This window comes from Kitasatospora sp. NPDC090308 (assembly GCF_044769485.1).
Taxonomy (GTDB): Bacteria; Actinomycetota; Actinomycetes; order Streptomycetales; family Streptomycetaceae; genus Kitasatospora; species Kitasatospora fiedleri.
Genome location: NZ_JBIVXY010000006.1, coordinates 15,178 through 40,313, shown reverse-complemented (window position 1 = coordinate 40,313; position 25,136 = coordinate 15,178). Strand labels below are relative to the sequence as shown.

General features: G+C 73.2%; 26 protein-coding genes. 13 read left to right on the top strand and 13 right to left on the bottom strand.

All coding sequences use genetic code 11. From position 1 onward, the window contains the following. Positions 1-11 precede the first annotated feature (11 nt). Positions 12-539 (top strand): SigE family RNA polymerase sigma factor, encoded by a 528-nt coding sequence (locus ACIQVD_RS16065; protein ID WP_199847139.1) that lies wholly within the window; start codon positions 12-14, stop codon positions 537-539. Continuing rightward, a complete protein-coding gene (locus tag ACIQVD_RS16060; RefSeq protein ID WP_402289595.1) occupies positions 532-1,662 on the top strand; it encodes a hypothetical protein in 1,131 nt (376 codons plus the stop codon). The genes ACIQVD_RS16065 and ACIQVD_RS16060 overlap by 8 nt, the downstream gene beginning before the upstream one ends. A gap of 50 nt (positions 1,663-1,712) precedes the next feature. On the opposite strand, the gene ACIQVD_RS16055 is transcribed toward ACIQVD_RS16060, so the two are convergent. After that, positions 1,713-2,471: an SDR family oxidoreductase gene (locus ACIQVD_RS16055; RefSeq protein ID WP_402289592.1), complete on the bottom strand. Its 759-nt coding sequence runs from the start codon at positions 2,469-2,471 to the stop codon at positions 1,713-1,715. A gap of 215 nt (positions 2,472-2,686) precedes the next feature. Between ACIQVD_RS16055 and ACIQVD_RS16050 the strand changes: the two genes are divergently transcribed. Then, a complete protein-coding gene (locus tag ACIQVD_RS16050) occupies positions 2,687-3,520 on the top strand; it encodes a helix-turn-helix transcriptional regulator (RefSeq protein ID WP_402289589.1) in 834 nt (277 codons plus the stop codon). 66 nt (positions 3,521-3,586) lie between these two features. On the opposite strand, the gene ACIQVD_RS16045 is transcribed toward ACIQVD_RS16050, so the two are convergent. After that, positions 3,587-4,162 carry a hypothetical protein gene (locus tag ACIQVD_RS16045; protein ID WP_402289586.1) on the bottom strand — a complete coding sequence of 192 codons (576 nt, stop codon included), beginning with the start codon at positions 4,160-4,162 and terminating at the stop codon, positions 3,587-3,589. Between the two features lie 152 nt (positions 4,163-4,314). On the opposite strand from ACIQVD_RS16045, the gene ACIQVD_RS16040 reads away from it, so the two are divergent. Together ACIQVD_RS16040 and ACIQVD_RS16035 are read left to right on the top strand one after the other, a co-directional pair. Beyond that, on the top strand, positions 4,315-6,138 hold the full coding sequence (locus tag ACIQVD_RS16040) for a prolyl oligopeptidase family serine peptidase (protein ID WP_400683603.1): 1,824 nt from the start codon (positions 4,315-4,317) through the stop codon (positions 6,136-6,138). Between the two features lie 31 nt (positions 6,139-6,169). Beyond that, complete coding sequence (locus ACIQVD_RS16035; RefSeq protein WP_400683605.1) at positions 6,170-6,823, top strand: hypothetical protein; 654 nt, start codon at positions 6,170-6,172, stop codon at positions 6,821-6,823. Between the two features lie 22 nt (positions 6,824-6,845). On the opposite strand, the gene ACIQVD_RS16030 is transcribed toward ACIQVD_RS16035, so the two are convergent. Next, complete coding sequence (locus ACIQVD_RS16030) at positions 6,846-7,628, bottom strand: SURF1 family protein (RefSeq protein WP_400683607.1); 783 nt, start codon at positions 7,626-7,628, stop codon at positions 6,846-6,848. Positions 7,629-8,208: 580 nt separating this feature from the next. On the opposite strand from ACIQVD_RS16030, the gene ACIQVD_RS16025 reads away from it, so the two are divergent. The 3 genes from ACIQVD_RS16025 to ACIQVD_RS16015 all read left to right on the top strand — a co-directional run bounded on the left by ACIQVD_RS16025 (position 8,209) and on the right by ACIQVD_RS16015 (position 10,386). After that, a complete protein-coding gene (locus tag ACIQVD_RS16025) occupies positions 8,209-8,784 on the top strand; it encodes a helix-turn-helix domain-containing protein (protein WP_282206206.1) in 576 nt (191 codons plus the stop codon). After that, the gene (locus tag ACIQVD_RS16020; RefSeq protein ID WP_402289583.1) at positions 8,781-9,332 is read left to right on the top strand and encodes a GNAT family N-acetyltransferase; all 552 of its coding nucleotides are present in this window, start codon (positions 8,781-8,783) and stop codon (positions 9,330-9,332) included. Before ACIQVD_RS16025 ends, ACIQVD_RS16020 begins: the two co-directional genes overlap by 4 nt. Before the next feature lie 124 nt (positions 9,333-9,456). Then, the gene (locus ACIQVD_RS16015; RefSeq protein WP_402289580.1) at positions 9,457-10,386 is read left to right on the top strand and encodes a GlxA family transcriptional regulator; all 930 of its coding nucleotides are present in this window, start codon (positions 9,457-9,459) and stop codon (positions 10,384-10,386) included. Positions 10,387-10,481: 95 nt separating this feature from the next. Here the strand turns inward: ACIQVD_RS16015 and ACIQVD_RS16010 are convergent, their stop codons facing one another. Beyond that, positions 10,482-11,699, bottom strand: coding sequence for an Ig-like domain-containing protein (locus tag ACIQVD_RS16010; RefSeq protein ID WP_402289578.1), 1,218 nt, complete (start codon positions 11,697-11,699; stop codon positions 10,482-10,484). Positions 11,700-11,861: 162 nt separating this feature from the next. Next, complete coding sequence (locus tag ACIQVD_RS16005; RefSeq protein ID WP_400684177.1) at positions 11,862-12,218, bottom strand: YybH family protein; 357 nt, start codon at positions 12,216-12,218, stop codon at positions 11,862-11,864. Positions 12,219-12,352: 134 nt separating this feature from the next. On the opposite strand from ACIQVD_RS16005, the gene ACIQVD_RS16000 reads away from it, so the two are divergent. Then, positions 12,353-13,240: a LysR family transcriptional regulator gene (locus ACIQVD_RS16000; protein WP_400683616.1), complete on the top strand. Its 888-nt coding sequence runs from the start codon at positions 12,353-12,355 to the stop codon at positions 13,238-13,240. A gap of 46 nt (positions 13,241-13,286) precedes the next feature. On the opposite strand, the gene ACIQVD_RS15995 is transcribed toward ACIQVD_RS16000, so the two are convergent. From ACIQVD_RS15995 to ACIQVD_RS15960, 8 genes are all read right to left on the bottom strand, one after another. Next, positions 13,287-14,405, bottom strand: a complete 1,119-nt coding sequence (locus tag ACIQVD_RS15995) for an aminopeptidase P family protein (protein WP_402289574.1) — start codon at positions 14,403-14,405, stop codon at positions 13,287-13,289. 86 nt (positions 14,406-14,491) lie between these two features. Further along, the gene (locus ACIQVD_RS15990) at positions 14,492-15,850 is read right to left on the bottom strand and encodes a dipeptidase (RefSeq protein WP_400683620.1); all 1,359 of its coding nucleotides are present in this window, start codon (positions 15,848-15,850) and stop codon (positions 14,492-14,494) included. 10 nt (positions 15,851-15,860) lie between these two features. After that, positions 15,861-16,295 (bottom strand): hypothetical protein, encoded by a 435-nt coding sequence (locus tag ACIQVD_RS15985; RefSeq protein ID WP_400683622.1) that lies wholly within the window; start codon positions 16,293-16,295, stop codon positions 15,861-15,863. A 49-nt stretch (positions 16,296-16,344) separates the two neighbouring features. Then, a complete protein-coding gene (locus ACIQVD_RS15980) occupies positions 16,345-17,820 on the bottom strand; it encodes an APC family permease (protein ID WP_282206198.1) in 1,476 nt (491 codons plus the stop codon). 161 nt (positions 17,821-17,981) lie between these two features. Continuing rightward, entirely contained in the window at positions 17,982-18,812 is an 831-nt protein-coding gene (locus ACIQVD_RS15975; protein ID WP_400683624.1) for a hypothetical protein, read from the bottom strand. A gap of 933 nt (positions 18,813-19,745) precedes the next feature. Then, on the bottom strand, positions 19,746-20,207 hold the full coding sequence (locus ACIQVD_RS15970; RefSeq protein WP_402289571.1) for a helix-turn-helix domain-containing protein: 462 nt from the start codon (positions 20,205-20,207) through the stop codon (positions 19,746-19,748). Then, entirely contained in the window at positions 20,204-20,563 is a 360-nt protein-coding gene (locus ACIQVD_RS15965) for a type II toxin-antitoxin system RelE/ParE family toxin (protein ID WP_402289569.1), read from the bottom strand. The genes ACIQVD_RS15970 and ACIQVD_RS15965 overlap by 4 nt, the downstream gene beginning before the upstream one ends. 634 nt (positions 20,564-21,197) lie before the next feature. Then, entirely contained in the window at positions 21,198-21,680 is a 483-nt protein-coding gene (locus ACIQVD_RS15960; RefSeq protein ID WP_402290067.1) for an NUDIX hydrolase, read from the bottom strand. A 17-nt stretch (positions 21,681-21,697) separates the two neighbouring features. Here ACIQVD_RS15960 and ACIQVD_RS15955 point away from each other — a divergent pair, with 17 nt between their 5' ends. From ACIQVD_RS15955 to ACIQVD_RS15940, 4 genes are all read left to right on the top strand, one after another. Continuing rightward, a complete protein-coding gene (locus tag ACIQVD_RS15955; RefSeq protein ID WP_402289566.1) occupies positions 21,698-22,480 on the top strand; it encodes a GntR family transcriptional regulator in 783 nt (260 codons plus the stop codon). A 137-nt stretch (positions 22,481-22,617) separates the two neighbouring features. After that, positions 22,618-22,959 (top strand): hypothetical protein, encoded by a 342-nt coding sequence (locus ACIQVD_RS15950; RefSeq protein WP_030919767.1) that lies wholly within the window; start codon positions 22,618-22,620, stop codon positions 22,957-22,959. Positions 22,960-22,963: 4 nt separating this feature from the next. Further along, positions 22,964-24,352: an FtsK/SpoIIIE domain-containing protein gene (locus ACIQVD_RS15945; RefSeq protein WP_402289563.1), complete on the top strand. Its 1,389-nt coding sequence runs from the start codon at positions 22,964-22,966 to the stop codon at positions 24,350-24,352. 97 nt (positions 24,353-24,449) lie between these two features. Continuing rightward, positions 24,450-25,136 carry a DUF2637 domain-containing protein gene (locus ACIQVD_RS15940; RefSeq protein WP_402289560.1) on the top strand — a complete coding sequence of 229 codons (687 nt, stop codon included), beginning with the start codon at positions 24,450-24,452 and terminating at the stop codon, positions 25,134-25,136.

The following is a 25,136-nucleotide window of genomic DNA, read 5'->3' as shown; positions in this document are numbered from 1 at the left end:
GCGGTAGTCGGATGGGCTTTGCCGCGGCGGCAGCGGACGCGACCGGGGCCAGCGTCGACCAGCTCACCGACACCTACCGGGCCCACTACCGCTCCCTGCTGAGGCTCGCCGCGCTGCTGCTGGACGACCTGTCCTCCTGCGAGGACGTCGTGCAGGAGGCGTTCATCCGGGTGCACGCCGCCCGGCGCCGGGTCCGCGACCCCGAGAAGACGCTCGCCTACCTGCGGCAGACCGTGGTCAACCTGTCCCGGTCGACCCTGCGCCGCCGCCTGCTCGGCCTCCGGCTGCTGCCCAAGCCCATGCCTGACATGGCCAGTGCAGAAGAGGGGGCTTACGATGCGCTGGAGCGCGACGAACTCAAGGCCGCGCTCCGGGGGTTGCAACGCCGTCAGCGGGAGGTACTGGTGCTGCGCTACTACGCGGACCTGACGGAGGCTCAGGTCGCGGAGGTGCTCGGCATTTCCATCGGCTCGGTGAAGGCGTACGGGTCGCGCGGGCTCGCCGCCCTGCGGGTGCGGATGGAGCAGGGCGATGACTGAGGACGGGCCCGCCCTCCCCGAGGGAGCCCTCCCCGGGGGCGCGCCGGGCGGGGGCGCGCCGAGCGAGGGCCTGACCGAGGACCGGCTCCGCGAGCGGCTGCACCGGGCCGTCGCCGCCGTCGAACCCGAACCCGGCGCGCTGCCCCGGCTGCGCGCCGCCGTACCGCGCCGCCGCGCCGTGCGCCGACGCGCGGTGGGCGGGGCCGTGGTGCTGGCCGCCGCCATCGCCGCGCTGCCGGTGGTGAACGCCACCCAGCCGTTCAGCCTGTCCGGGGACTCCACCGGCGGGCCGGCCGCGCCCGGCCCCGGCAGCAGCCCGACCAGGACGCCCGGCAGCCAGCCCGGCCACCCGCACACCACCGTCGCCCTGCCCCCCACCGACCCGGCCGCGACCGGCCCCGGGGCCTCCGCCGACCCGTCCGCCGCCGCCGGGCCCGGCAGCTCGCCCGCCGCCGCACCGGCCTGCACCGGCACCGACCTCGGCCGGGCCGACGTCCAGCAGGCCGCCGCCGATCCGGTCAGCGGCAAGGTGTACGGCTGGTTCCGGCTGACCAACACCGGCACCCGCACCTGCCGGCTCCCCGGCCCCGGCACGCTCGCCCTGGGCACCGGGGCGAGCGGCGTCCGCCTGCTCGCGCACAGCGTCGGCGACCCGGCCGGCTCGCTGCCCGACCCGGCGGCGCTGCCCGCCGACGTCCTGCTCGGCGCGGGCGGCTCGTACCTGGTGCGCTTCGCCTGGGTGCCCACCCGCTGCCCCACCGCCTCCGACTCGCCCACCGGCCCGGCCGGGCCGCCGCAGCCCACCCCGGCCGCCAGCGGCGGCGCGCTGCCCGGCGGCGGCACCGACACCGCCGTCGCCGCCGCCGACCCGGCCCCCGGGCCGACCCAGGCCGCCGTCGCGGCCGACCCGACCCCGACCGCCGACCCGAGTTCCGGCGCGACCGCCGGCCCCCCGCCGGACGCCGCCTTCGCGCTCGGCTACACCCCCGATCCGATCACCGCCGCCGCGGGCCGCCCCGTCGGCACCACGCTGCCGGCGGGCTGCGGCGGCACGGTCTACTGGACCGGCCCGGAGCCCGCCCCCGGCCCCGCCGGCCAGCCCTCGCCGAGCGCCACGCCCTGAGGCGCCGGGGCCGTCCCGGTGCGCGCCCGGGCCGTCCCGGTGTGCTGCGGTCACGCCTGCCGGGTGGGCAGCACCACCAGCTGGCGCAGGTTCACGTGCCGGGGGCGGCTGGCCGCGTAGGCGACCAGGTCGGCGACGTCCGCGGCGGCGAGCGTGCCGATCGCGTCGAACATCTCGCCGAGCTGGCCGTCCGGGCCCAGCCCCGGGTTGTCGATGTGGGTGCCCAGCTCGGTGTCGGTCAGCCCGGGCTCGACGTTGGTGACCCGCACGTCGCGCGGGCCGTACTCGCTGCGCAGGGCGGCCGAGAGCTGGGTCAGCGCGGCCTTGGTGGCGCCGTAGACCGCGTAGTGGGGGAAGACCACGTCCGCGCCGATCGAGGAGATGTCGACCAGGTCGGCGGTGGCCCCGGCCGCCGCGGCGGCGACCAGGTCGGGGCCGAAGGCGCGGATCATCCGCAGCGCGCCGGTCAGGTTGGTGTCGATCATGCGGGACCACTCGTCGACCCGGCCGTCGCCGATCGGGTTCGGCAGCATCACGCCGGCCGCGTTGACCAGCAGGTCGACCCGACCGAAGGCGTCGTGGACGAGCCGCCGCGCCGCGTCGACCGAGCCCTGGTCGGTGACGTCGGCGGCCACCGCGAGCACCCGCGGCCCGAGTTCGGCGGCCAGCGCGGCCAGCCGGTCGGCCCGGCGGGCCAGCAGCGCGACCCGGACGCCGTCCGCGGCCAGCTGCCGGGCGATCGCCTCGCCGATGCCGCTGGCGGCGCCGGTGACGACCGCGGTCCGACCGTTCAGTGCGGGGTAACCCATGGGAATCGCTCTCCTCGAATCGAGTCCGTGCCTGCGTGCCGGTGTGCCCGTGCGTGCCGGTGTGCCTGTGCGCGGCGTTCAGGGCCGCGGACTGCGTCGTCCTGCCGACGGGACGAGTCTGGTCGCGGACGGCGGGGCCACCCAGGGCGCTGTTTTTCCTGGGTCCGGGAGAACCACCTTCGCGGCGGCCGGCGCCCCGGACGTATCGTCGGGGCATGAGCGAACTGGGGGAGTTCCTGCGGCAGCGCCGGGGCCGGATCAGGCCGTCCGACGTGGGCCTGCCGGAGCTGGGGCGGCGCCGCCGGGTGCCGGGGCTGCGCCGCGAGGAGGTCGCACAGCTGGCGGGGGTGAGCGTCGACTACTACGTGCGGCTCGAACAGGGCCGGGGCGGCGGCGTCTCCGCGGAGGTGCTGGACGCGGTGGCCCGGGTGCTGCGGCTGGACGGCACCGAGCGCGGCCACCTGCACGCCCTGGCGCACCCGCCGCGCGGGGCGTCCCGGCGCCCGCCCCGGCAGGTCCGGCCGGGGCTGCGGCTGGTGCTGGACGCGCTGGCGACCCCGGCGTTCGTGCTCGGCCGCTGCATGGACGTCCCGGCTTGGAACGCCCCGGCCGACGCGGTGATCGGGTTCTCCGAACTGCCGCCCGGAGAACGCAACATGGCCCGGCACGCCTTCCTCACCGAGGCCGGCGGGCGGCTCTACCGGGACTTCGAGCGGGTCGCCGCCGAGACCGTCGCCCACCTGCGGCTGGACGCGGCCCGGCACCCCGACGACCCCGACCTGGCCGCGCTGCTGGCCGAACTGGCCGCCGGGAGCCCGCTGTTCGCCGAGCTGTGGGCCCGGCACGGCGTCCGGGAGAAGGCGTCCGGGCGCAAGCTGCTGCGCCACCCGCGGGCCGGGGAGCTGGACTTCGGGTACGAGACGCTGGCCCCGCCCGGCGAGCCGGGGCTGCTGCTGGTCGTCTACACCGTCGAGCCGGGCTCGGTGACCGCCGAGCGGCTGGCGGCGCTCACCGCGGCCGTGCCGTCGGGCCCGGGCCCGGGCCGCTGATTGAGGCCGTACCGTCCGGCCCGGCCCGCTGACCGCGCGGCCGTCGGCGGCGCCCGCCGCGGCCGGTCAGATCCCGAGGGCGTGCGCGCGGGCCCGGGCCCGCTCCAGCAGGGCGTGCACCTCGGCCTGGCGGCGGCCCGGGCGGTCGTTCCACACGTCGGGGGAGGGCACGGGGCGGCCGGTGGCGTGCAGCACCTCCATCACCTGGGCGCGGGCCCGGCGCACCGTGTACGCGGTGCCGTAGCCGTGCGCCAGGACGGCGGTCTGCGCGCCCAGCAGGCAGACCCGGCCCCGGTCGTCCCACAGCGCGCCCTGCGTCCAGCCCGCCTCCGCGAGGTAGCGGGAGGTCAGCCGCAGGTGCCCGGCGACGGTGACCTCGGCCGGGCGGGCCGGGCGGCGGGCCAGCAGGTCCAGCAGCGAGCGGCGGGGCAGCGGGTGCCCGTGGTTCCAGGGCTGCCGGACGCTGCCGTGCGCGCCGGGCGGGTACGGCGCCGGGACGGCCGGCCCGGGGCCCGGCGGGACGGCCGGTCCGGACCGGCCGGGCAGCCCGGCCAGGTACTGCTCGATCTCCTCGACCAGGCCCAGCTCCCGCGCGAGTTCGCGCGCGTCGAGCCGGTCGAGCGGGGGCGCGGGGACGGTCACGGGGAGACTCCTCCGGTCGATATGTCCGTGTTTGTCACGGTACCGTTGATAGCCCGTCAGTCCCCGCACCGCACCAGCTCCGTGTCCGAACCGATCCCCTCCGCTGCGCCGATCCGTTCCGATCACCCCCCGGCATCGGGTTGGATGAGGACATGAACGAGCAGACGAACGTCGTTCCGGAGTGGGAGCAGCGGTTCCGGGCGGCGCGGGTCTCCCTGCCCGACTGGGCGGACGAGGCACCCGACCGGGCGCTGTACGTGTCCAACGCGACCGGCACCTACGAGGTGTACGCGTGGGACCGCTCCACCGACGAGCACCGCCGGGTCACCGACCGGCCCAACGGCACCACCGACGCCGAACTCGCCCCCGACGGGCAGTGGATCTGGTGGTTCGACGACACCGACGGCGACGAGTTCGGGGTCTGGCGCCGCCAGCCCTTCGCGGGCGGCCCCGACCAGGAGGCGGTCCCGGGCGTGCCCGCCGCGTACTCGGCGGGCCTGGCGCTCGGCCGCGACGGCACCGTGGTGGTCGGCACCTCCACCGACGACGAGGGCACCACCCTGTACCTGCGCCGCCCGGGCGCCGCCGAGCCCGAGGTGGTCTACCACCACGCCGAGTACGGCGGCGTCGGCGACCTCTCGCACGACAGCACCCTGCTGGCCGTCGACCACACCGAGCACGGCGACGCGATGCACTCGGCGATCCGGGTGCTGCGCCTGGCGGACGGCGCCACCGTCGCCGAGCTCGACGAGGTCACCGGCCGGGCCGAGCCGCGCGGCGTCGCCTGCCTGGGCTTCGCGCCCGCTCCCGGCGACACCCGGCTGCTGGTCGCCCACCAGCGCACCGGCCGCTGGGAGCCGATGCTGTGGGACGTCGCGGCCGGCACCGAGACCGAGCTGCGGCTCCGCGACGAGCGGGGCCGCCCGTTCCCCGGCGACCTGTCCGCGCAGTGGCGGCCGGACGCCCGCTCGCTGCTGATCGAGCACGAGTACGAGGCCCGCTCGGAGCTGTTCTCGTACGACCTGGCGGCCGGCGAGCTGACCAGGCTGGACACCCCGCGCGGCACCGTCGCCGGGGCCACCGCCCGCCCCGACGGCACGGTGGAGTTCCTCTGGTCCTCGGCCGCCGAGCCGTCCGCGGTGCGCTCCACCTCCGGCGCGGTGGTGCTGCGGGCCCCCGGCCCGGTCCCGCCCGGCTCGGTGCCGGTCGAGGACGTCTGGGTGGACGGCCCCGGCGGCCGGGTGCACGCCCTGGTGCAGCGCCCGTCCGGCCCGGGTCCGCACCCCACGGTGTTCGAGGTGCACGGCGGCCCGACCCACCACGACAGCGACTCCTTCGCCGCCGGGCCCGCCGCCTGGCTCGACCACGGCTTCGCCGTCGTCCGGGTCAACTACCGCGGCTCCACCGGCTACGGGCAGGCCTGGACCGACGCCCTCACCGAGCGCGTCGGCCTGATCGAGCTGGAGGACATCGGCGCGGTCCGCGACTGGGCGGTCGCCTCCGGCCTGGCCGACCCGGACCGGCTGGTGCTCTCCGGCGGCTCCTGGGGCGGCTACCTCACCCTGCTCGGCCTCGGCACCCAGCCCGACCACTGGACGCTCGGCCTGGCCGCCGTCCCGGTCGCCGACTACCTCACCGCGTACGACGACGAGATGGAGGCGCTCAAGTCCCTGGACCGGACGCTGTTCGGCGGCACCCCCGAGGAGGTCCCGGAGCGCTGGCGGGCCTCCTCCCCGCTGACCTACGTCGAGCAGGTCAAGGCCCCGGTCTACATCTCGGCCGGCCTCAACGACCCGCGCTGCCCGATCCGGCAGATCGACAACTACGTGCGGAGGCTGGAGGAGCTCGGCAAGGTCCACGAGGTGTACCGCTACGATGCCGGGCACGGTTCGCTGGTCGTCGACGAGCGGATCAAGCAGCTCCGGCTGGAGATCGACTTCGTCCGGCGCCACCTGGCGCCCGGCGCCGTCCGGTGAGCTGCGGCCCGGTGGACAAGGGGGACAACTGATGGGTGGACGCGCCGCGCTGGCCGTCGTCGCGGTCGGCGCCGTCCTGCTGACCGCGGCCGGCTGCTCGTCGAACAGCGGGAGCCACGACTGCGTCCAGGCCGCGGGAGCCGTCACCGCCGACACCGGGCTCACGCTCGCGGGCACGGGCAGCGGCAACGCCGCTGCTCGCGGGCCGGTGCTCGCCGGTGCCGACACCGGCAGCGTCGTGCTGGCCAAGAGCGGTGGTGGCAGCCGCAGTTCCAAGGGCGGCTCCAGCAGCCGCGGCTCGAAGGGCTCCAAGAGCTCCGGCTCCAAGAAGACCACCGGCTCCAGCGGCTCCGGCGTCACCCACTACAGCGGCGGCGGCAGCACGGTGGTGCACCACTACCACCACCGCACCACGGGCTCCACCCGCACCGACGACTACGTCGACGACTGCGGCAACCCGTCGCCCGCGCCGGGCATCGTGGGCGGCGACTTCGAGGACGACTGCGCCACCCCGGTCACCGGCACGCCCTCGCCCGCGCCCACCGGCACCGGGGCGGTCGCCGCGGCCCCGCCGGTGCCGTGCGGCACCCCGGGCGCGAGCGCCCCCGCGACGGGGCTGCCGACCGGGCCGCCGTCGAAGCCCCCGTCCCCGGCCGCGGCACCGTCGCCGTCGAAGTCCCGCTGACGGGGCACCGACCGGCGGCGGGTCAGTCCAGGACCGGGTCCAGTCCGAGGGCCCGGTCCTGGGCGGCCTCCGCCTCGCGGCGCACCAGCCGGAACCACATGAACACCACGAACCCGGCGAAGACGAACCACTCCAGGGTGTAGCCCAGGTTCTGGAACGCCCGCAGGCTCAGCCCGTCCCCGCCCTGCGGCTGCACCGTGGGCACCGCCGTCAGCCCGGCCTGGACGTCGTCCGCCGCGACCCAGCCGTCGTACACGGGGTAGGGCAGCACGTTCACCAGGGTGGCCGGGCTGATCGTGCCGAGCTGCCCGGCGGGCAGACCGCCCGCCACCGCGCCACCGCTGCCGCTGTTCTCCGGGGCCTGCAACCGGCCGGTCACACTGACCTGCCCGCCCGGCGCCGCCGGCACCGCCCCCGGATCGCCCGCCACCCAGCCGCGCACCACCGCCACCGCCCGGCCCCCGTCGGTGACCAGCGGCGTCAGCACGTAGTAGCCCTGCCGCCCGTCCACCGTCCGGTCCGGAACGAGCAGTTGGTGCGCGCCGTCGTACGCGCCGGTGACCCGCACCGCCCGGCCCACCGTGTCGGTGCCGACCTTCGCCGCCCCGTCCGGCAGCACCGCAGCCAGCGGCTCCACGTCGGCCCGCGCGGAGGCGGCCGCCGCCCGGTCGTTCTCCTGATGGGTCGAGACCCGGGACTCGAAGCGGTCCAGCTGCCAGGTGCCCAGCATCAGGCAGACCACGATCGCCGCCACCGCGACGACCGTGCCGACGAGCCACCGCGGGCTGAGCAGGAACCGGTACACCCCACCACGGTAACCACTCCTGACATCTCCCCCGCTCGCGGGTCACCACCACCCCTCCGCCGCGACGCCCCGGAAGGGGGGGAGAGCCGCCGCCCTGCCGCCGGACGCCCCGGCCCTCACCACGGCCCCTGCTGCCTGCCGCCGGGGCCCCTGCCGGGGTGGGAGAGTCATCCTCCTGCCGTCTGACGTCCCGGCCTGGGCCCGCACCACGACTACGCCGTGCCGTCCGCTGCCGCATGCCCTTCCCCGGGCGGCGTCTCCGGGAGGGGCGAACCACCGCCCTGCCGCCGGACCCCCAGCCCGGACCTGCGCGCTGGCCCGCGTGCCTGCCTTGCACCACTGCCGCACAGCCCGCCGCCCAGGGCCTCGGCGCGGCCGGGCCCGGCCACCCGGCGGCCGCAGCCTTCCCGGTGCGGGCCTCCGTCGGCGGTCCGACCACCCCGGTGCTGCCTGCCTCGGCCGACCGTCCGCCCCCAGCCCCCTGTTCCGGCCCACCGCCCTGCCCCGCGCCGACCTGTGGCCGGTCCTCAGGCGTACCCCTCCCCACCCCCCCTCTCCCATTCGGGATATCCTCCCTGATGTGAGAAACGAAGACCTCCCGGGCGAAGAGGACCACCGCCTGGCCGCCCGTCTCGCCGCCCTGCGCGCCGACCGGGGCTGGTCGTTGGACGAGCTCGCCCGGCGCAGTGGCGTCAGCCGTTCCACGCTGTCCCGGCTGGAGCGCGCCGAGCTCAGCCCCACGGCCGCCCAGCTCGGTCGGCTCTGTGCCGCGTACGGCCGTACCGTCTCCCGGCTGCTGGCCGAGGTGGAGGCCGAGCCGCCCGGTCTGCTGCGCGCCGTCGACCAGCCGCGTTGGCACGACCCGGCCACCGGGTTCGTCCGGCGTTCCGTCTCGCCGCCGCACCCGGGGCTGCGCGCCGAGCTGGTCGAGGGCACCCTCCCGCCGGGTGCGGTCATCTCCTACGACGCCCCGCCCGTCCCCGGTCTGGAGCAGCACCTGTGGGTGCTGGACGGAGAGCTGCACCTGGAGTTGGACGGCACCGTGCACCACCTCGCCGCGGGTGACTGCCTCCGCTACCGCCTGCACGGCACCTCCGGTTTCCACTGCCCCGGCCCCCACCCCGTCCGCTACCTGATCGCCCTGGTGCTGCCATGACCCCGACCTCGACCCCGACCCCGCTGCTGCTCACCCCCGAGGCCCTGGACGCCCGCCGCGACGCCCTCGCCGACCTGCTGCTGGACGCGGTGGCCGGCGGCGCCTCGGTCGGCTTCCTGGACCACACCGCCCACCACGAGGCCGCCGCCTGGTGGGACGGCCTGCGTCCGTCCGTCGCCGCCGGCACCCGGCTGCTCTGGGTGGTCGAGGACGCCGCCGGGCGGGCCCTGGGCACCGTCTCGCTGATCCGCGAGGAGAAGCCGAACGGCCGCCACCGCGCCGAGATCGCCAAGCTCCTGGTCCACCGCACCGCCCGCGGCGCGGGTCTCGGCCGCCGCCTGCTGGCCCACGCCGAGCGGGCCGCCCGCGACACCGGCACCACCCTGCTCCTGCTCGACACCCAGACCGGCAGCCCCGCCGAACACCTCTACCGCACCGCCGGCTGGACCGCCTTCGGCACCGTCCCGGACCACGCCGCCACCCCGGACGGAACGCTCGCCGACACCACCTACTACTACAAGCGCCTCGACCACCCCGCCGGCCACTGACCCGCACCCGCACCCGCACCCGCACCCGCGCCCAGCGCCCCGAACCCCGCGCCCGCCGCCCGATGGCAGAAAAGGTGGGGTACGTGTCCTTGCTGCCACCGCCCCCGCCCGCCAGCATGGGGCCATGCCGACCCGCAGTGTGCTGCTCGTCCTGTTCGACGGGGTGCAGAGCCTCGACGTCAGCGGCCCGTTGGAGGTGTTCCACGGCGGTGGCTACCACGTCACCACCGCCTCGCCGGGCGGCCGTCCGGTGCGCACCAGCAGCGGTCTCACCCTGCTGCCCGACACCGACCTCGACCTGGCTGCCCCTGCGCACACCCTGCTGGTCCCCGGCGGGGCCGGCGCCCGCGGCGAGGTCGCGCCCGAGCTGTCCGCCCGGATCGCCGCCCTCGCCGCCGACGCCCGGCGGGTGGTCTCGGTCTGCACCGGCACCTTCCTGCTCGCCGCGGCCGGCCTGCTGGCGGGCCGCCGGGTCACCACCCACTGGCGGCACTGCGCGACGCTGGCCGCCCGCCACCCCGAGCTGACCGTCGACCCGGAGCCGATCTACCTCCGGGACGGGCGCTTCCTGTCCTCGGCGGGGGTCACCGCGGGCATCGACCTGGCACTGCACCTGGTCGAGGAGGACCTCGGCCGGGAGGTCGCGCTGGCGGTGGCCCGGGAGCTGGTGGTGTTCCTGCGCCGCCCCGGGGGCCAGGCCCAGTTCTCGGTCCAGTTGTCGGCGCAGCTCTCCGAACGGGACCCGGTGCGCGAGGTGCAGCGCTGGATCACCGAGCACCCGGAGGCGGACCTGTCGGTGGAGTCGCTGGCCCGCCGCGCCTCGCTGTCGCCGCGCCAGTTCGCCCGGGTCTTCACCGCGGACGTCGGCGTCACCCCCGGCCGCTACGTGGCCGGCGCCCGGCTGGAGGCGGCCCGCCGCCGCCTGGAGGACACCCGGGACGGCGTCGAGCAGATCGCCCGGGCCTGCGGCTACGGCTCGGCCGAGGCGATGCGCCGGGCCTTCGCCCGCACCCTGGCCACCACCCCGGCCGACTACCGCCGCCGCACCCGCTGACGCTTACCGCCGCCTACCGCCGGCGTCCACCGCCGACTACCGCCGCTGCACCCGCTGGCGCCTACCGCCGCCAAGCCGCTGCACCGGGGGCGGGGTCACCACTGCGACCAGGGCAGGGTCCAGCCGCTGAGGCCGTTCGCCGGGTCGAGCGGCTGCTTCTTGACGGAGTTCCGGACGATCACGACGTCGCCGATCTTCGAGGCGGCGTAGACCTTGCCGGCGGGGGAGTTCTCGTCGCCCTCCGGGGTGTCGGGGATGCCGATGCAGCCGTGGCTGATGTTCCCGTGGCCGGCCACCCCCCAGGCTTCCGGGTTGCCGTGCAGGTAGGTGCCGGAGGAGGTCAGGCGCATCGCGTGCGGGTCCACCGTGTCGTAGCCGGGGCCCTTGAGACCGACCTGCCCCTCGGAGGTCATCCTCTCCATCCGGCTCTTGGCCGAGATGACCATGGTGCCGTTCCAGGAGGGGTTGTCGTCGGTGCCGGCGACGATCGGGACGGTCTGGTCGGGCTTGCCGTCCTCCTTGACCACCATCCGGTGGGTGCTCGCGTCGACCTCGCTGATCCGGGAACGGGCGATGGTGAAGTGCTCGTCGCGCTGGGTCGCGCCGTACACGCCGGGTGCCAGTTCCACGCTCTTGGTGCGCAGGTGGACCTGGACGGTGGTGCCGGGCTTCCAGTACTCGGCGGGGCGCAGGTCGAGCCGGGTGTCGTTCTCGAACCAGTGGCCCCTGACCTGGGTGCCGTCGGAGGCTTCGACCACGATGGCCTGCTCGACCGCCGCCTTGTTCTTGACCTTCACGCCGCCGAAGTCGACCGAGATGATCATGCCGACGCCGAAGTCCTGGTCGGTCACCACGTTGTCCTTGACCTTGGTGGTCTTCTTGGGGACGAGGGTGGTGAAGGTGCTGGTGGCGGCGGTGGCCACGCCGTCGGCGTCGGTGGCCTCGGCGTTCACCCGGTAGGTGGAGCCGACCGAGAGCCCGCCGGTGACCGGGGTCCAGGTGAGGCCGTCGGGGGCGAGGGCGCCCTCGACCGGCTTGCCGTCCTGGTCGGTGACGGTGACGCCGGTCAGCTTGCCGGTCGCCACCGAGACCTTGACCGCCCCCGGGGCCACGTCCTTCGCGCCGTCCCCCGGCTCGATCGACAGCACGGCCGCGGACGCCTCGGCCCGCGCCGAACCGCTCTCCCCGCCCCGGCCCGCCCCGCCGGAGTCACCCCCGGCACCGGTGTCCCCGCCCCCGCTCCCGCCGGCACTGCACGCTGCCAGCAGCAGCACCCCGCTCAGCACCGCGCCCATCATCGAAACCCGTCGCACGACGGCCCCCCTCCAACCGGTCCATCCGGTCTTCCGGAAGAGGTACACGCGCCGAGGGAGGCCCGGGTTTCGGCCGCCGGCCCCGAGAAGTGTCACGATTCCGCACGGCCGCACGGCCGCCCGCCCGCCCGTACGCCCGCCGTCAGCCCTCGCCACCCGCCGTCAGCCCTCGCCCTCGCCGTCCGGACGCTGGAACTCCGGCTGGTCCAGCAGCCGCAGCCAACTGCCGTCCGGCTGCCGCCGCACCACCTGGGCGCGGGCCCCGGCGCCGTCCTTGGGCGGGGTGGCGGTCAGCGCGATGCCGTCCGCGGCCAGGGTGGGCAGCGGCGGTTCGGGCGTGAACCGCGGCCGGTGGGCGAGGACCCGCTCCCAGAGCGCCTGGATCGCGGCCCGGCCGACCGTCAACTGCCCGGGCGGGTAGGCCATCACCGCGTCCTCCTCGTACAGCGCGGCCACCCCGGCGGCGTCGCCCGCGTTGGAGCGCTCCACGAACAGCCGGGTCAGGTCCTCGGGCCGCATCGCCTTCTCGTACGCGTTCACCGCTGCCTCCTGGTCGTCGTCCTGCGGTGCCTCCAGCCTTCCGCCGCCCGTACCGGAAGTCCAACAGCTGGTTCTGCTCATTACTAGAACCAGTACGCCTAGAATCAGTACGCATGGAGCTGAGGCAGCTGGAGTACTTCGTCGCGGTCGCCGAGGAGCGCAACTTCACCCGGGCCGCCGAGCGGGTGCACATCAGCCAGTCCGGGGTGAGTGCCCAGATCCGGCAGCTGGAACGGGAGTTGGGCGCCGAGCTGTTCGACCGCTCGGCCCGGGTGGTGACGCTCACGGTGGCGGGCAAGGCGGCGCTGGAGCACGCCCGGCAGGCGCTGGCCGCGGCCCGCGCGGTGGGGCAGGCGGTCGGCGAGGTCACCGACCTGGTCCGCGGCAGCCTGCGCCTGGGCATGGTCGCGGGCTGCACCCTCACCCCGCTCTTCGACGGCCTGGCCGCCTTCCACCGGGCCCACCCCGGCGTCGAACTCGCCCTGCTGGAGGACGACTCCGAGCACCTCACCGAGGCCGTCCGCTCCGGTGCCCTCGACCTCGCCCTGATCGGCCGCCCCGCGCCCGCGCCCGACGGCCTGGACGCGCACGTGGTGGTCAGCGAACCCCTGGTCGCCGCCGTCCCGCCCGGCCACCCCCTGCTGGACGGGGACGGGGACGGTCCCACCCTCGCCGAGCTGCTCGCCCACCCGCTGGTCTGCATGCCCCGGGGCACCGGCCTGCGCGCCGTCCTGGACCGGGACTGTGCCGCCCGCGGCCTGACCCCCCGAATCGCCCTGGAGGCCGGCGCCGCCACCGCGATCGCCGACCTGGCCGTCCGGGGCCTGGGCGTGGCCGTGCTCAGCCGCTCGATGGCCGCGGCCTTCCCGGCCCTGGTCCCCGTCCCGGTCCGCGGCCTGACCACCCCGGCGCTGCTCGCCCTGGTCAACCGCCCGTCCCCGCCCCCGGCCCTGCGCGCCCTGCTCTCCGCGCTGCGCCGCGCCTTCCACCTCCCGGCGTGACGACGGGCCGCCGGAGGCGCTCCGGCGGCCCGTCCCCTCCCACCCCTCAGTTCACGAAGGCCAGTTCGTGCGGCGTGCCGTTGAACCGCAGCCCGCCGTCCTCGGTGACGGTCACGATGTCCTCGATCCGGACGCCGAACTTCCCCGGCAGGTAGACCCCCGGCTCGATCGAGAAGCACATCCCGGGCACCAGCGGCTGGGTCTCGCCCTCGACCAGGTACGGCGGCTCGTGGGTGGTGAGCCCGATGCCGTGGCCGACCCGGTGGATGAAGTGCTCGCCGTACCCGCCGTCGGTGATCACCTTGCGGGCCACCCGGTCGATGTCCTGGCAGGTCATCCCGGGCGCGACGGCGTCGAACGCCGCCTGCTGGGCGCGCCGCACCAGGTCGTGGACGGCGAGCACCTCCGCGGGCGGCTCGGTGCCGACGAAGACGGTGCGGGTGGTGTCGGAGCCGTAGCCGTCCTTCAGCCCGCCGAAGTCCAGCACCACGGTGTCGCCGCGCCGGATCACCCGCTCCCCGGCCTCGTGGTGCGGGTTCGCCCCGTTCGGACCGGAGCCGACCACGGTGAAGTCGACCTGGCTGTGTCCGTGCTTGACCAGCAGCGCGGCCAGGTCGGCGGCCACCTGGTTCTCGGTCCGCCCGGCGAAGTCCGCCCCGAGGATCTCCCCGTACGCCAGGTCGGCCGCCGCCCCGGCCGCGGCCAGCCGCTCCAGCTCGTCGTGGTCCTTCACCGCCCGCAGCATCGGCAGCACGTCGGTCAGCGCCGCGTACGAGCTGCCCGGCAGCGCCTGCTGCAGTCCGAGCAGGTGCATCGCCCAGGCGTTGTCGGAGATCCCGTACCGGCCGCGGCCGTCCAGGTTCGGCGCGAGCGCCGCGTACGGGTCGGAGCCGTCCGTCCAGTCGGCCATCCGGACGGCCTCCGCGCCCGGCGCCGCCTCGGCGTCCGGGCGCTCCAACTTCGGTACCAGTAGCACCGGTTCGGCCCCGGCCGCGATCACCAGGGCGGTCAGCCGCTCGGTCGTCGCGGTGGGCCGGTAGCCGGTCAGGTAGGCCAGGTCGGGGCCGGGGGTGACGACCAGTCCGGCCAGCCCGGCGTCCGCGGCGGCGGTGGCGGCGCGGGCCATCCGGGCCTGGAAGTCGGCGGTGGTGAACGGCTCGGGCATGTGCTCCCTCTCGATCAGCGGCGGGCGGTCAGCGGTGGACGGTCAGTGGCGGGCGGGCGGGCGGGCGGGCGGTCGGTGGCGGGCGGTCAGCGGTGGGCGGCGGCCGCGTAGTGGCGCAGGAACAGCGCCTCCACCCGGGCCATGTGCTCGATCTCGGACGGGTCCACGCTCTCGTTCGGCGCGTGGATCAGGCAGCGCGGCTCCTCCACGCCCATCAGGATGAGCTCCGACTCCGGGTACTGCGCCGCCAGCACGTTGCACAGCGGGATCGACCCGCCCTGCCCGAGGAAGGACAGCGGCTTCCCGTAGACCTCCCGGGCGGCCCGGTCGAGCGCCCCGTACGCCGCGCCGTCGGTGGCGGCCTTGAACGGCGAGCCCTTCGACTCCGGCTCCACCGTGACCCGCGCGCCCCACGGCGCCGCCGCCACCAGGTGGGCGGTCAGCGCGTCCTGCGCGGCGCCCGGGTCCATGCCGGGCGGCACCCGCAGGCTGACCCGGGCCCGGGCGGTGCCGGGGATCGCCGCCGCCGAGCCGACCACCGGCGCGCAGTCGATGCCCAGCACCGTCACCGCCGGGCGGGCCCACAGCCGGTCCGCGACCGTTCCGGAGCCGGTCAGGCCGACGCCCTCCAGCACGCCCGCGTCCGCGCGGAACTGCTGCTCGTCGTAGCCGACGCCCTCCCAGGTCCCGCCGTTCTCCAGCCCGTCGATCCGGGTGCCGCCCTCGGCGTCGCGCAGCGAGTCGAGGATCCGGACCAGCGCGGCCAGCGCGTCCGGGGCGGGGCCGCCGAACATCCCGGAGTGCATGTCCGACGCCAGCGTCCGCACCGTCACCACGACGTTCGCCAGGCCGCGCAGCGAGGTGGTCGCGGTCGGCACCCCGACCGCCGCGTTGCCGGTGTCGCACACCAGCAGCACGTCCGCGTGCAGGTCCTCCGGGTGCTGCGGGACGTACGCCTCCAGGCCGCCGGTGCCCTGCTCCTCCGAGCCCTCCGCGACCAGCTTGATCCCGACCGGCAGGTCGTCGCCGAGCGCCCGCAGCGCGGTGAGGTGCATGACGATGTTGCCCTTGCAGTCCGCGGTGCCGCGCCCGTACCAGCGCCCGTCCCGCTCGGTCAGCTCGAACGGGGGCGTGGTCCAGGCGGAGTCGTCCAGCGGCGGCTGCACGTCGTAGTGGCAGTACAGCAGCACGGTCGGCGCGCCGGGCGGCGGCGGGCGGTGCCCGAGGACGGCGTGGCTGCCGTCCGGGGTCTCCGCCAGCCGGACGTCCCGCAGGCCGGCCTCGGTGAACGCGGCGGCCACCCACTCGGCGGCCTCCCGGCACTTCTCCGGCGGCTGCTGCCGCGGGTCGGCGACTGAGGGGATGGCGACCAGCTCGGCCAGGTCCCGCTTCGCCCGCGGCATCAACGCCGCGATCCGGGCGGCGAGTTCGGTGTCGGTGCTCATCTGCTCCCCCTCAGTTCCGGACCGTGTCATCGGTCTTGATGTCCTTGATCTTCTCCTGGTAGCCGTCCAACTGGTCCGGGCAGTAGACGCTCAGCACCAGCGCCTCCGCCTGCACCGTCCGGGCGGCGACGATGACCGGCCGCTGCCCGGGCCCGTCGGCCCCGTTCGACATCTGCAACCGCTTGAGGCCGGTCTTCAGCGAACTCGCCGGGTCCTGGCACACCGCGCCGCCGTCGGTCCCCAGGGTGCGGGCGACCTGGCCGCGGTCCGGCGTCGGGTAGCCGTTCTCCTGGAGCTTCGTGATCAGCTCGTCCGCCTTCCGGTACGACTCGTTGGTGGCGTGCTGCTGGGTGAACGTGACCAGGCCGATCACCACCATCGCGACCAGCACCACGATCGCGCCGACGTAGATCCACCTGTGCTCGGAAGCCATCCGGGTGCTCATCCGCCCACCTCGCTCCGTCCGCTCCGTCCGCTCCGTCCGTTCGGCCCGCTCACGCCGCCTCCTCCTCGATGGCCGCGGCCGCCGCCGGGTCGCGCCACTCGGGCTTGCTGGCCTTCAGGAAGCCGAACGGGACGATCACGCCCAGCAGCAGCAGACCGCCGCCGACGATCCCGATGTACGCCCAGACACTGCCGCCGCCGAACTGCGAGGACGGCACGAACCCGATCACCATCGCCGCCGCCGAGGCCAGCAGGCCCACCACGCACAGCACCCCCAGCGCCGGGGCGCGGTAGCCGCGCGGGTGGTCCGGCTGGAGCCGGCGCAGCCGCATCGCCGCGAGGAACATCAGCAGGTAGACGATCAGGTACACCTGCGTGGTGATCACCGAGAAGATCCAGTACACGCTGGAGACGTTCGGGATCAGCGCGTACATCAGCGCGATGGCCGTGGTCACCACGCCCTGCGCGACCAGGATGTTCTGCTGCACCCCGTGGCTGTTCAGCTTCTGCAGCGAGGGCGGCAGGTAGCCCTCCTGCCGGGAGATCATCAGCAGGCCCTTCGACGGGCCGGCCAGCCAGGTCAGCATGCCGCCCAGCGAGGCCGCGACCAGGCCGACCGCGATCAGCGGCGTCAGCCAGCCGATGTGGAAGTACTGGAAGAACGCGTCGAACGCCTGCATCACGCCCGCCGTCAGCGACAGCTGGTCGGCCGGCACCACCCAGCTGATCGCCAGCGCGGGCAGGATGAAGATCAGCAGCACCAGGCCGACCGCCAGGAACATCGAGCGCGGGAACTCCCTGCCCGGGTTCTTCAGCGAGGAGACGTGCACCGCGTTCATCTCCATGCCCGAGTAGCTCAGGAAGTTGTTGACGATCAGCACCAGGCTCGCCAGGCCCGTCCAGGCCGGCAGCAGGTGGTCCGCCGACATCGGCGCCGCCGAGCCGTTGCCCTGCCCCAGGAACACGAAGCCCAGCACCACCAGCAGCGCGCCCGGGATCAGCGTCCCGATGATCAGCCCCCAGGACGCCAGGCCCGCCACCGCGTCCGTCCCGCGCGAGGACACCCACACGCCGGTCCAGTACAGCACCATGATCACGATCGCGGTGTACAGCCCGTTGCTGGCCAGGCTCGGGTCCACCACGTACGCGATCGTGCTGGCCACGTACGCCAGCAGGCTCGGGTAGTAGAAGATCGTCATCGCGAACTGGCACCACACCGCCAGGAACCCCAACGGCTTCGACAGCCCCTGGGCCACCCAGTTGTAGACCCCGCCCTCCCAGCCCGACGCCAGCTCCGCCGAGACCAGCGCCGTCGGCAGCAGGAACACGATCGCCGGCACCACGTACAGGAACACGCACGCCAGCCCGTACACCGCCATCGTCGGCGACGACCGCAGGCTCGCCACCGAACTGGTCGTCATCAGCGCCAACGTCACCCAGGTCATCCTGGGCGCCGCCACCGCCTTCACCCGCCTCCCCGCAACCGCCGCCGCCCCCTCCGGACTCGGCACATCCGCCGCGCTCATCCACCGCCTCCTCCCGCCGACCCCGCCCACCGGAGCCCGCCCCCCCACCCTCGGTCCCCCGCCCCCGCCCCGCATCCGATAACCCGTCACCACCCCCTCCCCCCTCACCGGAACGGCCCAACGGCCCGCCCTGACGGGCCGTCGGGACCGGGTGCGGATCGCTAGAGTTCGCCGGCCGCCCGCAGGATCCTGTTCCACCACTCCAGCCGCCCGACCTCCTTCGAGTCGTGCACCTTCCGCGGCCGGAGCCGCTCGTAGCCGGCGACCAGCCGGTCGGCCTTCCGCCGGGTCAGCAGCGGCACGTCGTGGCGGATGATCCCCTCCCACCTCGCCGCGTGGACCTCCGGCTCCTCCCGGTGCAGCAGTTCGACCGGCAGCTCACGGCCGACCGCCCACACCACCAGGTCGGGAGCGTCGGCCAGCAGGTGCCAGTGGGCCTTCGACCGGACCCGGCTCATCGCCTCCACCTCGTCCAGCACCGCCCGCCGGACCGCGATCGCGGTCCGGACCCCGTCGACCCGGGTCCGCTCGTCGAACAGCGACCTGAACTCACGGCTCGACTGGTCCCGCCACACCTCGTTCCGGCCCGTCCGGTCCAACGCGAGGAACCCCAGCTCCGGCCCGGCCTCCCGGACGAGCAGCGCCAGCGCGGTGGTGGCCTCCCCCACCGAGTAGGACTCCCGGACCGGCCCGCTCCACACCGCCCCCCGCCGCAACCGGAAGAGGACGCCCCGGCGGGCGAACCCGTCCGCCAACCCGCGCATCACGGGGTTGCGCACCAACAGGTCCTGCGGCGTCGCCGGGTTCTGGAACAGGTGCGCCCGGTCGTGCGCGGCCCGGGCCCGCTCCCGCGCCTCGCCGGTGACGATCCGCACGTCCACCACCGCCCGGGCCAGGTGCTCGGGCGACAGGTCCGGCGCGTGCCGCTCGGCCACCCCGAGGGTCTGGTTCCCGTCGATGCACTCGACCCCGAACAACTGGACGTGCCACACGCTCCGGTCCCGGTCCAGGCAGAAGGAACGCTCGTCTGCTCCTGCGCATCCGAAAACACCTGCGCCATCGCGTACACGTTCATGCCCACCACAACGCCCCCGAAGCCCCCCTCGGGTGACGCCTCCACACCCACCCTGCAGGCCCACCACCCGCACAACGAGGAAGGGCCCTGCCGGATCTCTCCGGCAGGGCCCTTGCCTACTCCTACGAAGTCGGGGTAGCGGGATTTGAACCCACGGCCTCTTCGTCCCGAAGCAACCTGGATACCCATCCGGCCTGGCATCAGACTGCGGCTGACCTGTGTATACAGTGCCTGAACGTCTGTGGTTGTCCGCCGAAGTACGTGCCCGTTGTAACGCAGTTAGTCCCTCAATTGGTGGCTTACGTGTCGCCTGAAGTCGAGGATGGCGGGGCTGGCAACCGGCGCGATTTACTCTTGGTCGTACGAGTTTCGGACGACCCGGCTGAAATTGGCTTTCGATTTGAAAGTCTTAGCTCCCCGTCGTATCCGCTTTCCTGTCGCATTGTGAAGAAATCTAGCGGAGCTATTCTGATTCTCTCGAAACCTGCTTGAGATGCAAGGAAATCAACGCTCTGGCGAAGGTATGGATACATGTCGCGCGATGCAAATTTGTCACCAAATCTCATTGCATCCGACGGTTCAATCTCCGGGTGATTGTCGCCGATATTGTAGTCGGCGTAGAGCTTCACCTCAATGAATCCAAGGTCTCTGTCGTCCTTGGCCTTGACATTAATCCGACAGGACCATGTGAAGTGAATGTGGTCTTCGGTGACGGAGTATGATTTCCGCACCCCGATGTCAATGTCGGATGGCCTGCCGGGACCTTTTCTGTCCACAGAGAATCGCCTAGTTGAGACTCCGCAAAGCGACGCGTTTTCTTCGAGCCAATTTCCTTGAATGGAGGGCTTATTCATGCTGCGCCGCCACTCAAAACATAGAACTTGTCGTCATGCTCCTCGGTGCCGTAGTCGTACCATGCGAAGTCCTCTGGCGCGGCTCCCCACTCCTGGTGGGTCATGGCAACGGGAGGGTGCGGCTCGTTGGGCTCGTCGGCTCCGCAGGGATCAACAGGGCGAGCGCTGACGGCCTCTTGGCGGATCGCGCCACGTTGGACGCGCCCGAGTTTCAGTTCCCAGCCAAGCGCATGCAGGTACTCCGCTAGAGTTGAAACACGCACATTTCCATCACCGTTGAATGTCTGATTCACGGCCGATCTGCGGATGTCCAGCCTTCGGGCCAGCTCTGCCTGGGTCACGCCGGTTTCAGCAAGTGCATCGTGGATTTGAGCGAGCACCTCATAGCGAAGCCTGGCGGCCGCTAGAGCCCGCGATCCTTCTTCGCTGGCTTCGAGCCGGTCATATAGCGACCTCATGACAAGCCGTCCTCCTTCATCACCCAAAGCCCCTTGCTTATCTCTTTCCTTGGGGTCTTTTGGGATTTCTTGATGAAACCATGCGTTAGCCGTGCCGTCTTTTTTGTGCGATGCGTACAATAGAAGAATGGAAGTCGCACATCGCCAGCCTTTATTTCGTGAAGTTCTGCAGTTAGGAAATTGAGCTGCATGGGTACTCTCAATTTGCCAGTATCTGCGAACTCCTCCAAGCGTATGGCTATATCGGCCAGTCGGCGCAGGTTGTCCCTTTTCTTCCAGTTCTGCTCTAGATCGGCAATGAACGTGTCAGCCTCGGCGGCCCCCTCCCGTGTTCGTGCCGCCTCGATCAGCAGCACTATCCCTTGTTCATAGCTGATCCGATCACAGTCCACACAGCTCGCCCGCTGTACAGTTTCCACTGTACTGGCCTCCCCAAACCTTCGCCGAGTGTGACGCACGTTAGCGGACTCTCACCGGTGTCGTAGGGCAAACGCCAAGGTGATGGCTCGAACCCCCTAGCTGGGCATGCGCACTCGTGCGGGCGGTGGAGCGGTTTTGGCCGGTGTCCTGTCTGGTCTGGGGTCGAGCATGATCGGGGGGCCGTAAGCTGTTGCGACTCGGTCAGGGCTTTTGGGCCTGACCGCAATGTGGCCGAGTGGCCCCCCGTTCTTGCTCGACGCGGGGCCCGGTCCTGACAGGTGGGTAAAACCGTGGAGCCGCCCGCCCCCAGCCACGGCGGGGTTCGGGGCCTCTGCCCTCGCTCTCGGGCTTGCCGCGTGCGCGGCTGGGCCGCCGCCGGCGCGGGGCGAAGACAGGAGCGGAGGCGAGCGGCCAGGGCCGCGCGCTGGCGCGCTGTGCGCGCCTTGATGAAGTAGCGAAACTCGTAACACCCCATCCCCCCACCTCACTCACCCCGACGGAGTTTGGCGCCGGAGGGAGGCATGCCGATGGGTGACCACCGTTAAGTTTTAACGGTGCCGATGGGCCTGGTCAGCTCGCTGCCGCGTGCTCGGTGAGCCACTGTCGGCCGTCGTGGGTGCGGATGCTCGGGGCCACCTCGTCGTTGAGCGCGTCCAGGACTCGGACGGCGAACACCTCGGCCATGCGGTCGGAGACCTCGGCCGGCGTCAGCCACTCGATCGCGGTGGACTCGTCGGACAGCTGCTCGTTCCCGCCTTCGAGGTGGCATCGGAAGACCAGGGCGACCACGCCGCGGGTGACGTTCTTGTAGACGCCGGTGAGCCGTTCGACGCTGACCTTGAGGCCGGTCTCCTCGTAGATCTCGCGGCGCACGCCGTCTTCGACGGTCTCCGTCAGCTCCAGGACGCCACCGGGGGGCTCCCAGGTGCCGTTGTCTGCGCGGCGGATCGCCAGCACCCGGCCGTCTTCGCGCACCACGGCTCCGGCAACGGACACGGAGTGGAGGGGCGTTGACTGCGGCTTCGGGGCGCTGTTACTCATGTACAGGAGAATAGGAGCCCTGAAGGACTATGGCGAGTAGTGAGCTGGCGGGGTCGGCGAAGGCGAAGAAGTACTTGCAGATCGCCGATGACCTGGCCGCAGAGATCAAGGCAGGTACCCTTCGGCCGGGTGACTCGGTGCCGAGTGAAGCCGACCTGATGGAGCGTTACGGGGTCGCCTCCGGCACCGTGCGCAACGCTATCGCCGAGCTGCGGACGGCACAGCTCATCGAGACCCGGCACGGGAAGGGCTCCTTCGTCCGCTCCCGTCCCCCGGTGCAGCGCAAGTCGTCGGACCGCTTCCGGCGGGCCCACCGCAAGGTGGGCAAGGCGGCGTACATCGCCGAGACCGAGGCGTCCGGCAGCAAGCCCTCCGTCACGGTGCTGTTCATCGGGCCGACCGAAGCGCCGACCGACATCGCCGAGCGGCTCCAGGTCCCCGCGGGCACCCAGGTTCTCGCCCGGCGGCGTCGGTACTTCCGGGACGGCGTACCGACCGAGGAGGCGACCTCGTACCTGCCGTGGGACGTGGCGAAGGACATCCCGGAGCTGTTCGCGGAGAACCCGGGCGGCGGCGGGATCTACCAGCGGCTGGAGGACCACGGCTTCACGCTCGCCGAGTACGGCGAGACCGTCCGGGCCCGGCTGGCGACCAAGGCTGAGGCGGTCGCGCTGGCGCTGAGCCCGGGTGCGGCGGTGATCCATCTGGTGCGGGAGGCAGTCACGACCGCTGGCCGCGTGGTGGAGGTCTGCGACACCCTCATGGCCGCTGACCAGTTCGTTCTGGACTACCGGTTCGCCGCCACCGACTGACGGAGGCTCAAGTTCCGCAACCCGTCGCGGGTTTCTTCTCGCGGCGGGTTTACTTATGTATAGGAGTCGGGCACTCTTCTACTCGTAACTCCTGTACATGAGTGCAGGAGATCACCTTATCTAGAGGAGATGCAGCCATGGCTGTGTTCAAGGTCGACACCTCCACCGCCTTCGTGTTCGTCGCCGTCCCGCCCGCCCCGAAGGTCGTGAACCGCCAGACCGGCGAGATCGCCGTCGACCGGGAGACCGGCGCGAAGATGATGACCGTCGGGCTGACCATCGCCGACGAGGGCGAGGCGAACCTCTACACCGTCTCGGTGCCGGAGACCGGCCTCTCGGAGTCGCTGGCGGTCGGGATGCCGGTAGCCCTCACCGGCCTCAAGGCGCGGGACTGGGAGAACGAGTTCAACGGGCAGAAGCGGCACGGGATCTCGTTCCGCGCGGCGGCCGTCACCTCGCTCGTCCCGGTCCAGGGCTGACGTCGTGTCGGGGGTTCTGGCACTCGCCGAGGTGGGCGTCCCGCTCGCCGCTCTCGGGGGCGGAGCCGCGTACGCCCGGGTCAAGGCTCCGGCGCTGTACTGGTCGGCCATCGGCCTCCCGATCGCCACTGCACGCTTCTCCGTGACGTACGGCAGCACCATGGACGCCTGCGGCCTGACCGTCGCCCCGTCCCCGCTGCGGATCGCCATCACCCGGGCGACCACCCGGCGGGAGATCCGGCCGGTACCGCCCCGGATTCGCCGCATCCGGCCGACGACCACCGGCCTCAAAATCAGGCTCCGGCTGGCTCCCGGCCAGGAACCGGCGGACCTGCTGACCTCAGCCGAGCGGCTGCGGCACGCCTGGGGTGTCCACAGCGTCCACGTTGCGGTGGTCAAGCCCGGCGTCGTCGAACTGCGGATGACCGGGTACGACGTGCTCCGCAAGGTGCGGATGCCGCGCACCTCGCCGACCGGTGAGCTGGTCGTCCCCGTGGCCCTGCGTGAGGACGGTACGGCCTTCGTCCGCGACTACCGGGCGGTGCCGCACGCGCTGACGCTCGGGGCCACGCTGTCCGGCAAGTCGATGTACCTGCGGAACCTGGTCGCCCAGCTCGCCCGCACCGAATTCGCGTTGGTCGGAATCGACTGCAAGCGCGGCGTCGAACAGGCTCCGTTCGCCTCCCGGCTGACGGCGCTGGCGACCGACCCAATGACGGCAAGTGACCTCCTGGACAAGCTCGTTGAGCTGATGGAGGAGCGCTACGATCTGATCCGCTCGTACCAGAGCATCCCGTCCGGGGTCCCGTCAGAGGAGATCACCTCGGACGTCTGGGGGCTTCCGGCCGAGCTCCGGCCGGTGCCGGTCGTCCTGCTGGTGGACGAGGTGGCCGAGCTGTTCCTGATCGCCACCCGCAAGGACGAGGAACGACGGGACCGGATGGTCACCCAGCTGATCCGCCTCGCCCAGCTCGGACGGGCCGCGCACATGTACGTCGAAGCCTGCGGCCAACGCTTCGGGGCCGAGCTGGGCAAGGGAGCGACCATGCTCAGGGCCCAGCTCACCGGCCGGGTCGTGCACCGCGTCAACGACAAGGCCACGGCCGAGATGGGGCTCGGCGACGTCTCGCCGGACGCCGTCTTCGCCGCCACTCAGATCCCGCCGGACCTGCCCGGCGTCGCGGTCGCCGGTGACTCCTCCGGCGGCTGGTCCCGCATCCGCACCCCGCACCTGACGCTCGCCGAAGCGGCTGCCGTCTGCCGGACGAACGCCCACCGGACTCCCGTGATCGACCAGTTGGAACGGTTCCGCCCCTACGTTCCGCCTGCGGCTGTCGTCCCGCCGAAGCCGTCCTTCCCGCCGCGCTTCTCGGCCTCGCCGGTCACCGAGTAACCCGCCCGCACCCCACGGTCGGCGCGACCGCTCCGCGCCAGGTCCCTACCCCCGCCATGCCCGAAGCCGGGCCCAACTGCGAACGGAGGAAAGGACGATGCGTCTCCCGCGCCCGGACGCTGTACTCATCCAAGCCGCCATCGCCGGTGCGCTGTCCTTCGCCCACCTGCACGACGTCGCCGAAGCCGCCGGCCAGCACGACTGGAAGGCGTGGGCGTACCCCGTCTCCGTCGACCTGCTGTTGGTCGCGGCCTGGCGGCGGATGCGCCACCTCAAGTCCGTCGGGGAGCCGGTGGGTTCGGCCTGGACCTGGTTCGGGATCGCGCTCGCCGCCTCACTCGGCGCGAACGTCGCCACCGCCGGACTGCTTGACCTCGCCCACGTCCCGGCCTGGCTCCGCATCCTGGTCGCCGGTTGGCCCGCCCTCGCGTTCTTCGGCGGCACCCTGCTCGCCCACGGAAACAGCACGGCGACAGAGCCCGAACTCGCCACGAAAGAAGTCGAGTTGCCGGTGTACGAGCCCGATCAGCTGGCCGATCTCCCGGACGCCGAACCCGAGCCCGAAGCCGTCGAAGCGCCTCCGGCCCCCGCCGCACTGCCGGCCGCTCCCGCCCCGGCACCCACGCCCGCCGTCGCCGTCCCGGCCGCGCTGGTCGACCACGCCCGCAAGGTCGCCGACGACCACCGGGCCCGGACCGGCGAGCCGATCGACACCGAGACCCTGCGCGTCCGGCTCGGCGTCCCGCCGCACTTCGCCACCGCCATCGCCGCCCAGCTCACCTGA

Bases quoted from the DNA above. Each gene is read 5' to 3' on its own strand.
- ACIQVD_RS16065 (WP_199847139.1), top strand. From the start codon at position 12: ATGGGCTTTGCCGCGGCGGCAGCGGACGCGACCGGGGCCAGCGTCGAC.
- ACIQVD_RS16060 (WP_402289595.1), top strand. From the start codon at position 532: ATGACTGAGGACGGGCCCGCCCTCCCCGAGGGAGCCCTCCCCGGGGGC.
- ACIQVD_RS16055 (WP_402289592.1), bottom strand. From the start codon at position 2,471: ATGGGTTACCCCGCACTGAACGGTCGGACCGCGGTCGTCACCGGCGCC.
- ACIQVD_RS16050 (WP_402289589.1), top strand. From the start codon at position 2,687: ATGAGCGAACTGGGGGAGTTCCTGCGGCAGCGCCGGGGCCGGATCAGG.
- ACIQVD_RS16040 (WP_400683603.1), top strand. From the start codon at position 4,315: ATGAACGAGCAGACGAACGTCGTTCCGGAGTGGGAGCAGCGGTTCCGG.
- ACIQVD_RS16035 (WP_400683605.1), top strand. From the start codon at position 6,170: ATGGGTGGACGCGCCGCGCTGGCCGTCGTCGCGGTCGGCGCCGTCCTG.
- ACIQVD_RS16020 (WP_402289583.1), top strand. From the start codon at position 8,781: ATGACCCCGACCTCGACCCCGACCCCGCTGCTGCTCACCCCCGAGGCC.
- ACIQVD_RS16015 (WP_402289580.1), top strand. From the start codon at position 9,457: ATGCCGACCCGCAGTGTGCTGCTCGTCCTGTTCGACGGGGTGCAGAGC.
- ACIQVD_RS16005 (WP_400684177.1), bottom strand. From the start codon at position 12,218: ATGCGGCCCGAGGACCTGACCCGGCTGTTCGTGGAGCGCTCCAACGCG.
- ACIQVD_RS16000 (WP_400683616.1), top strand. From the start codon at position 12,353: ATGGAGCTGAGGCAGCTGGAGTACTTCGTCGCGGTCGCCGAGGAGCGC.
- ACIQVD_RS15995 (WP_402289574.1), bottom strand. From the start codon at position 14,405: ATGCCCGAGCCGTTCACCACCGCCGACTTCCAGGCCCGGATGGCCCGC.
- ACIQVD_RS15990 (WP_400683620.1), bottom strand. From the start codon at position 15,850: ATGAGCACCGACACCGAACTCGCCGCCCGGATCGCGGCGTTGATGCCG.
- ACIQVD_RS15985 (WP_400683622.1), bottom strand. From the start codon at position 16,295: ATGAGCACCCGGATGGCTTCCGAGCACAGGTGGATCTACGTCGGCGCG.
- ACIQVD_RS15980 (WP_282206198.1), bottom strand. From the start codon at position 17,820: ATGAGCGCGGCGGATGTGCCGAGTCCGGAGGGGGCGGCGGCGGTTGCG.
- ACIQVD_RS15970 (WP_402289571.1), bottom strand. From the start codon at position 20,207: ATGAGGTCGCTATATGACCGGCTCGAAGCCAGCGAAGAAGGATCGCGG.
- ACIQVD_RS15955 (WP_402289566.1), top strand. From the start codon at position 21,698: ATGGCGAGTAGTGAGCTGGCGGGGTCGGCGAAGGCGAAGAAGTACTTG.
- ACIQVD_RS15950 (WP_030919767.1), top strand. From the start codon at position 22,618: ATGGCTGTGTTCAAGGTCGACACCTCCACCGCCTTCGTGTTCGTCGCC.
- ACIQVD_RS15940 (WP_402289560.1), top strand. From the start codon at position 24,450: ATGCGTCTCCCGCGCCCGGACGCTGTACTCATCCAAGCCGCCATCGCC.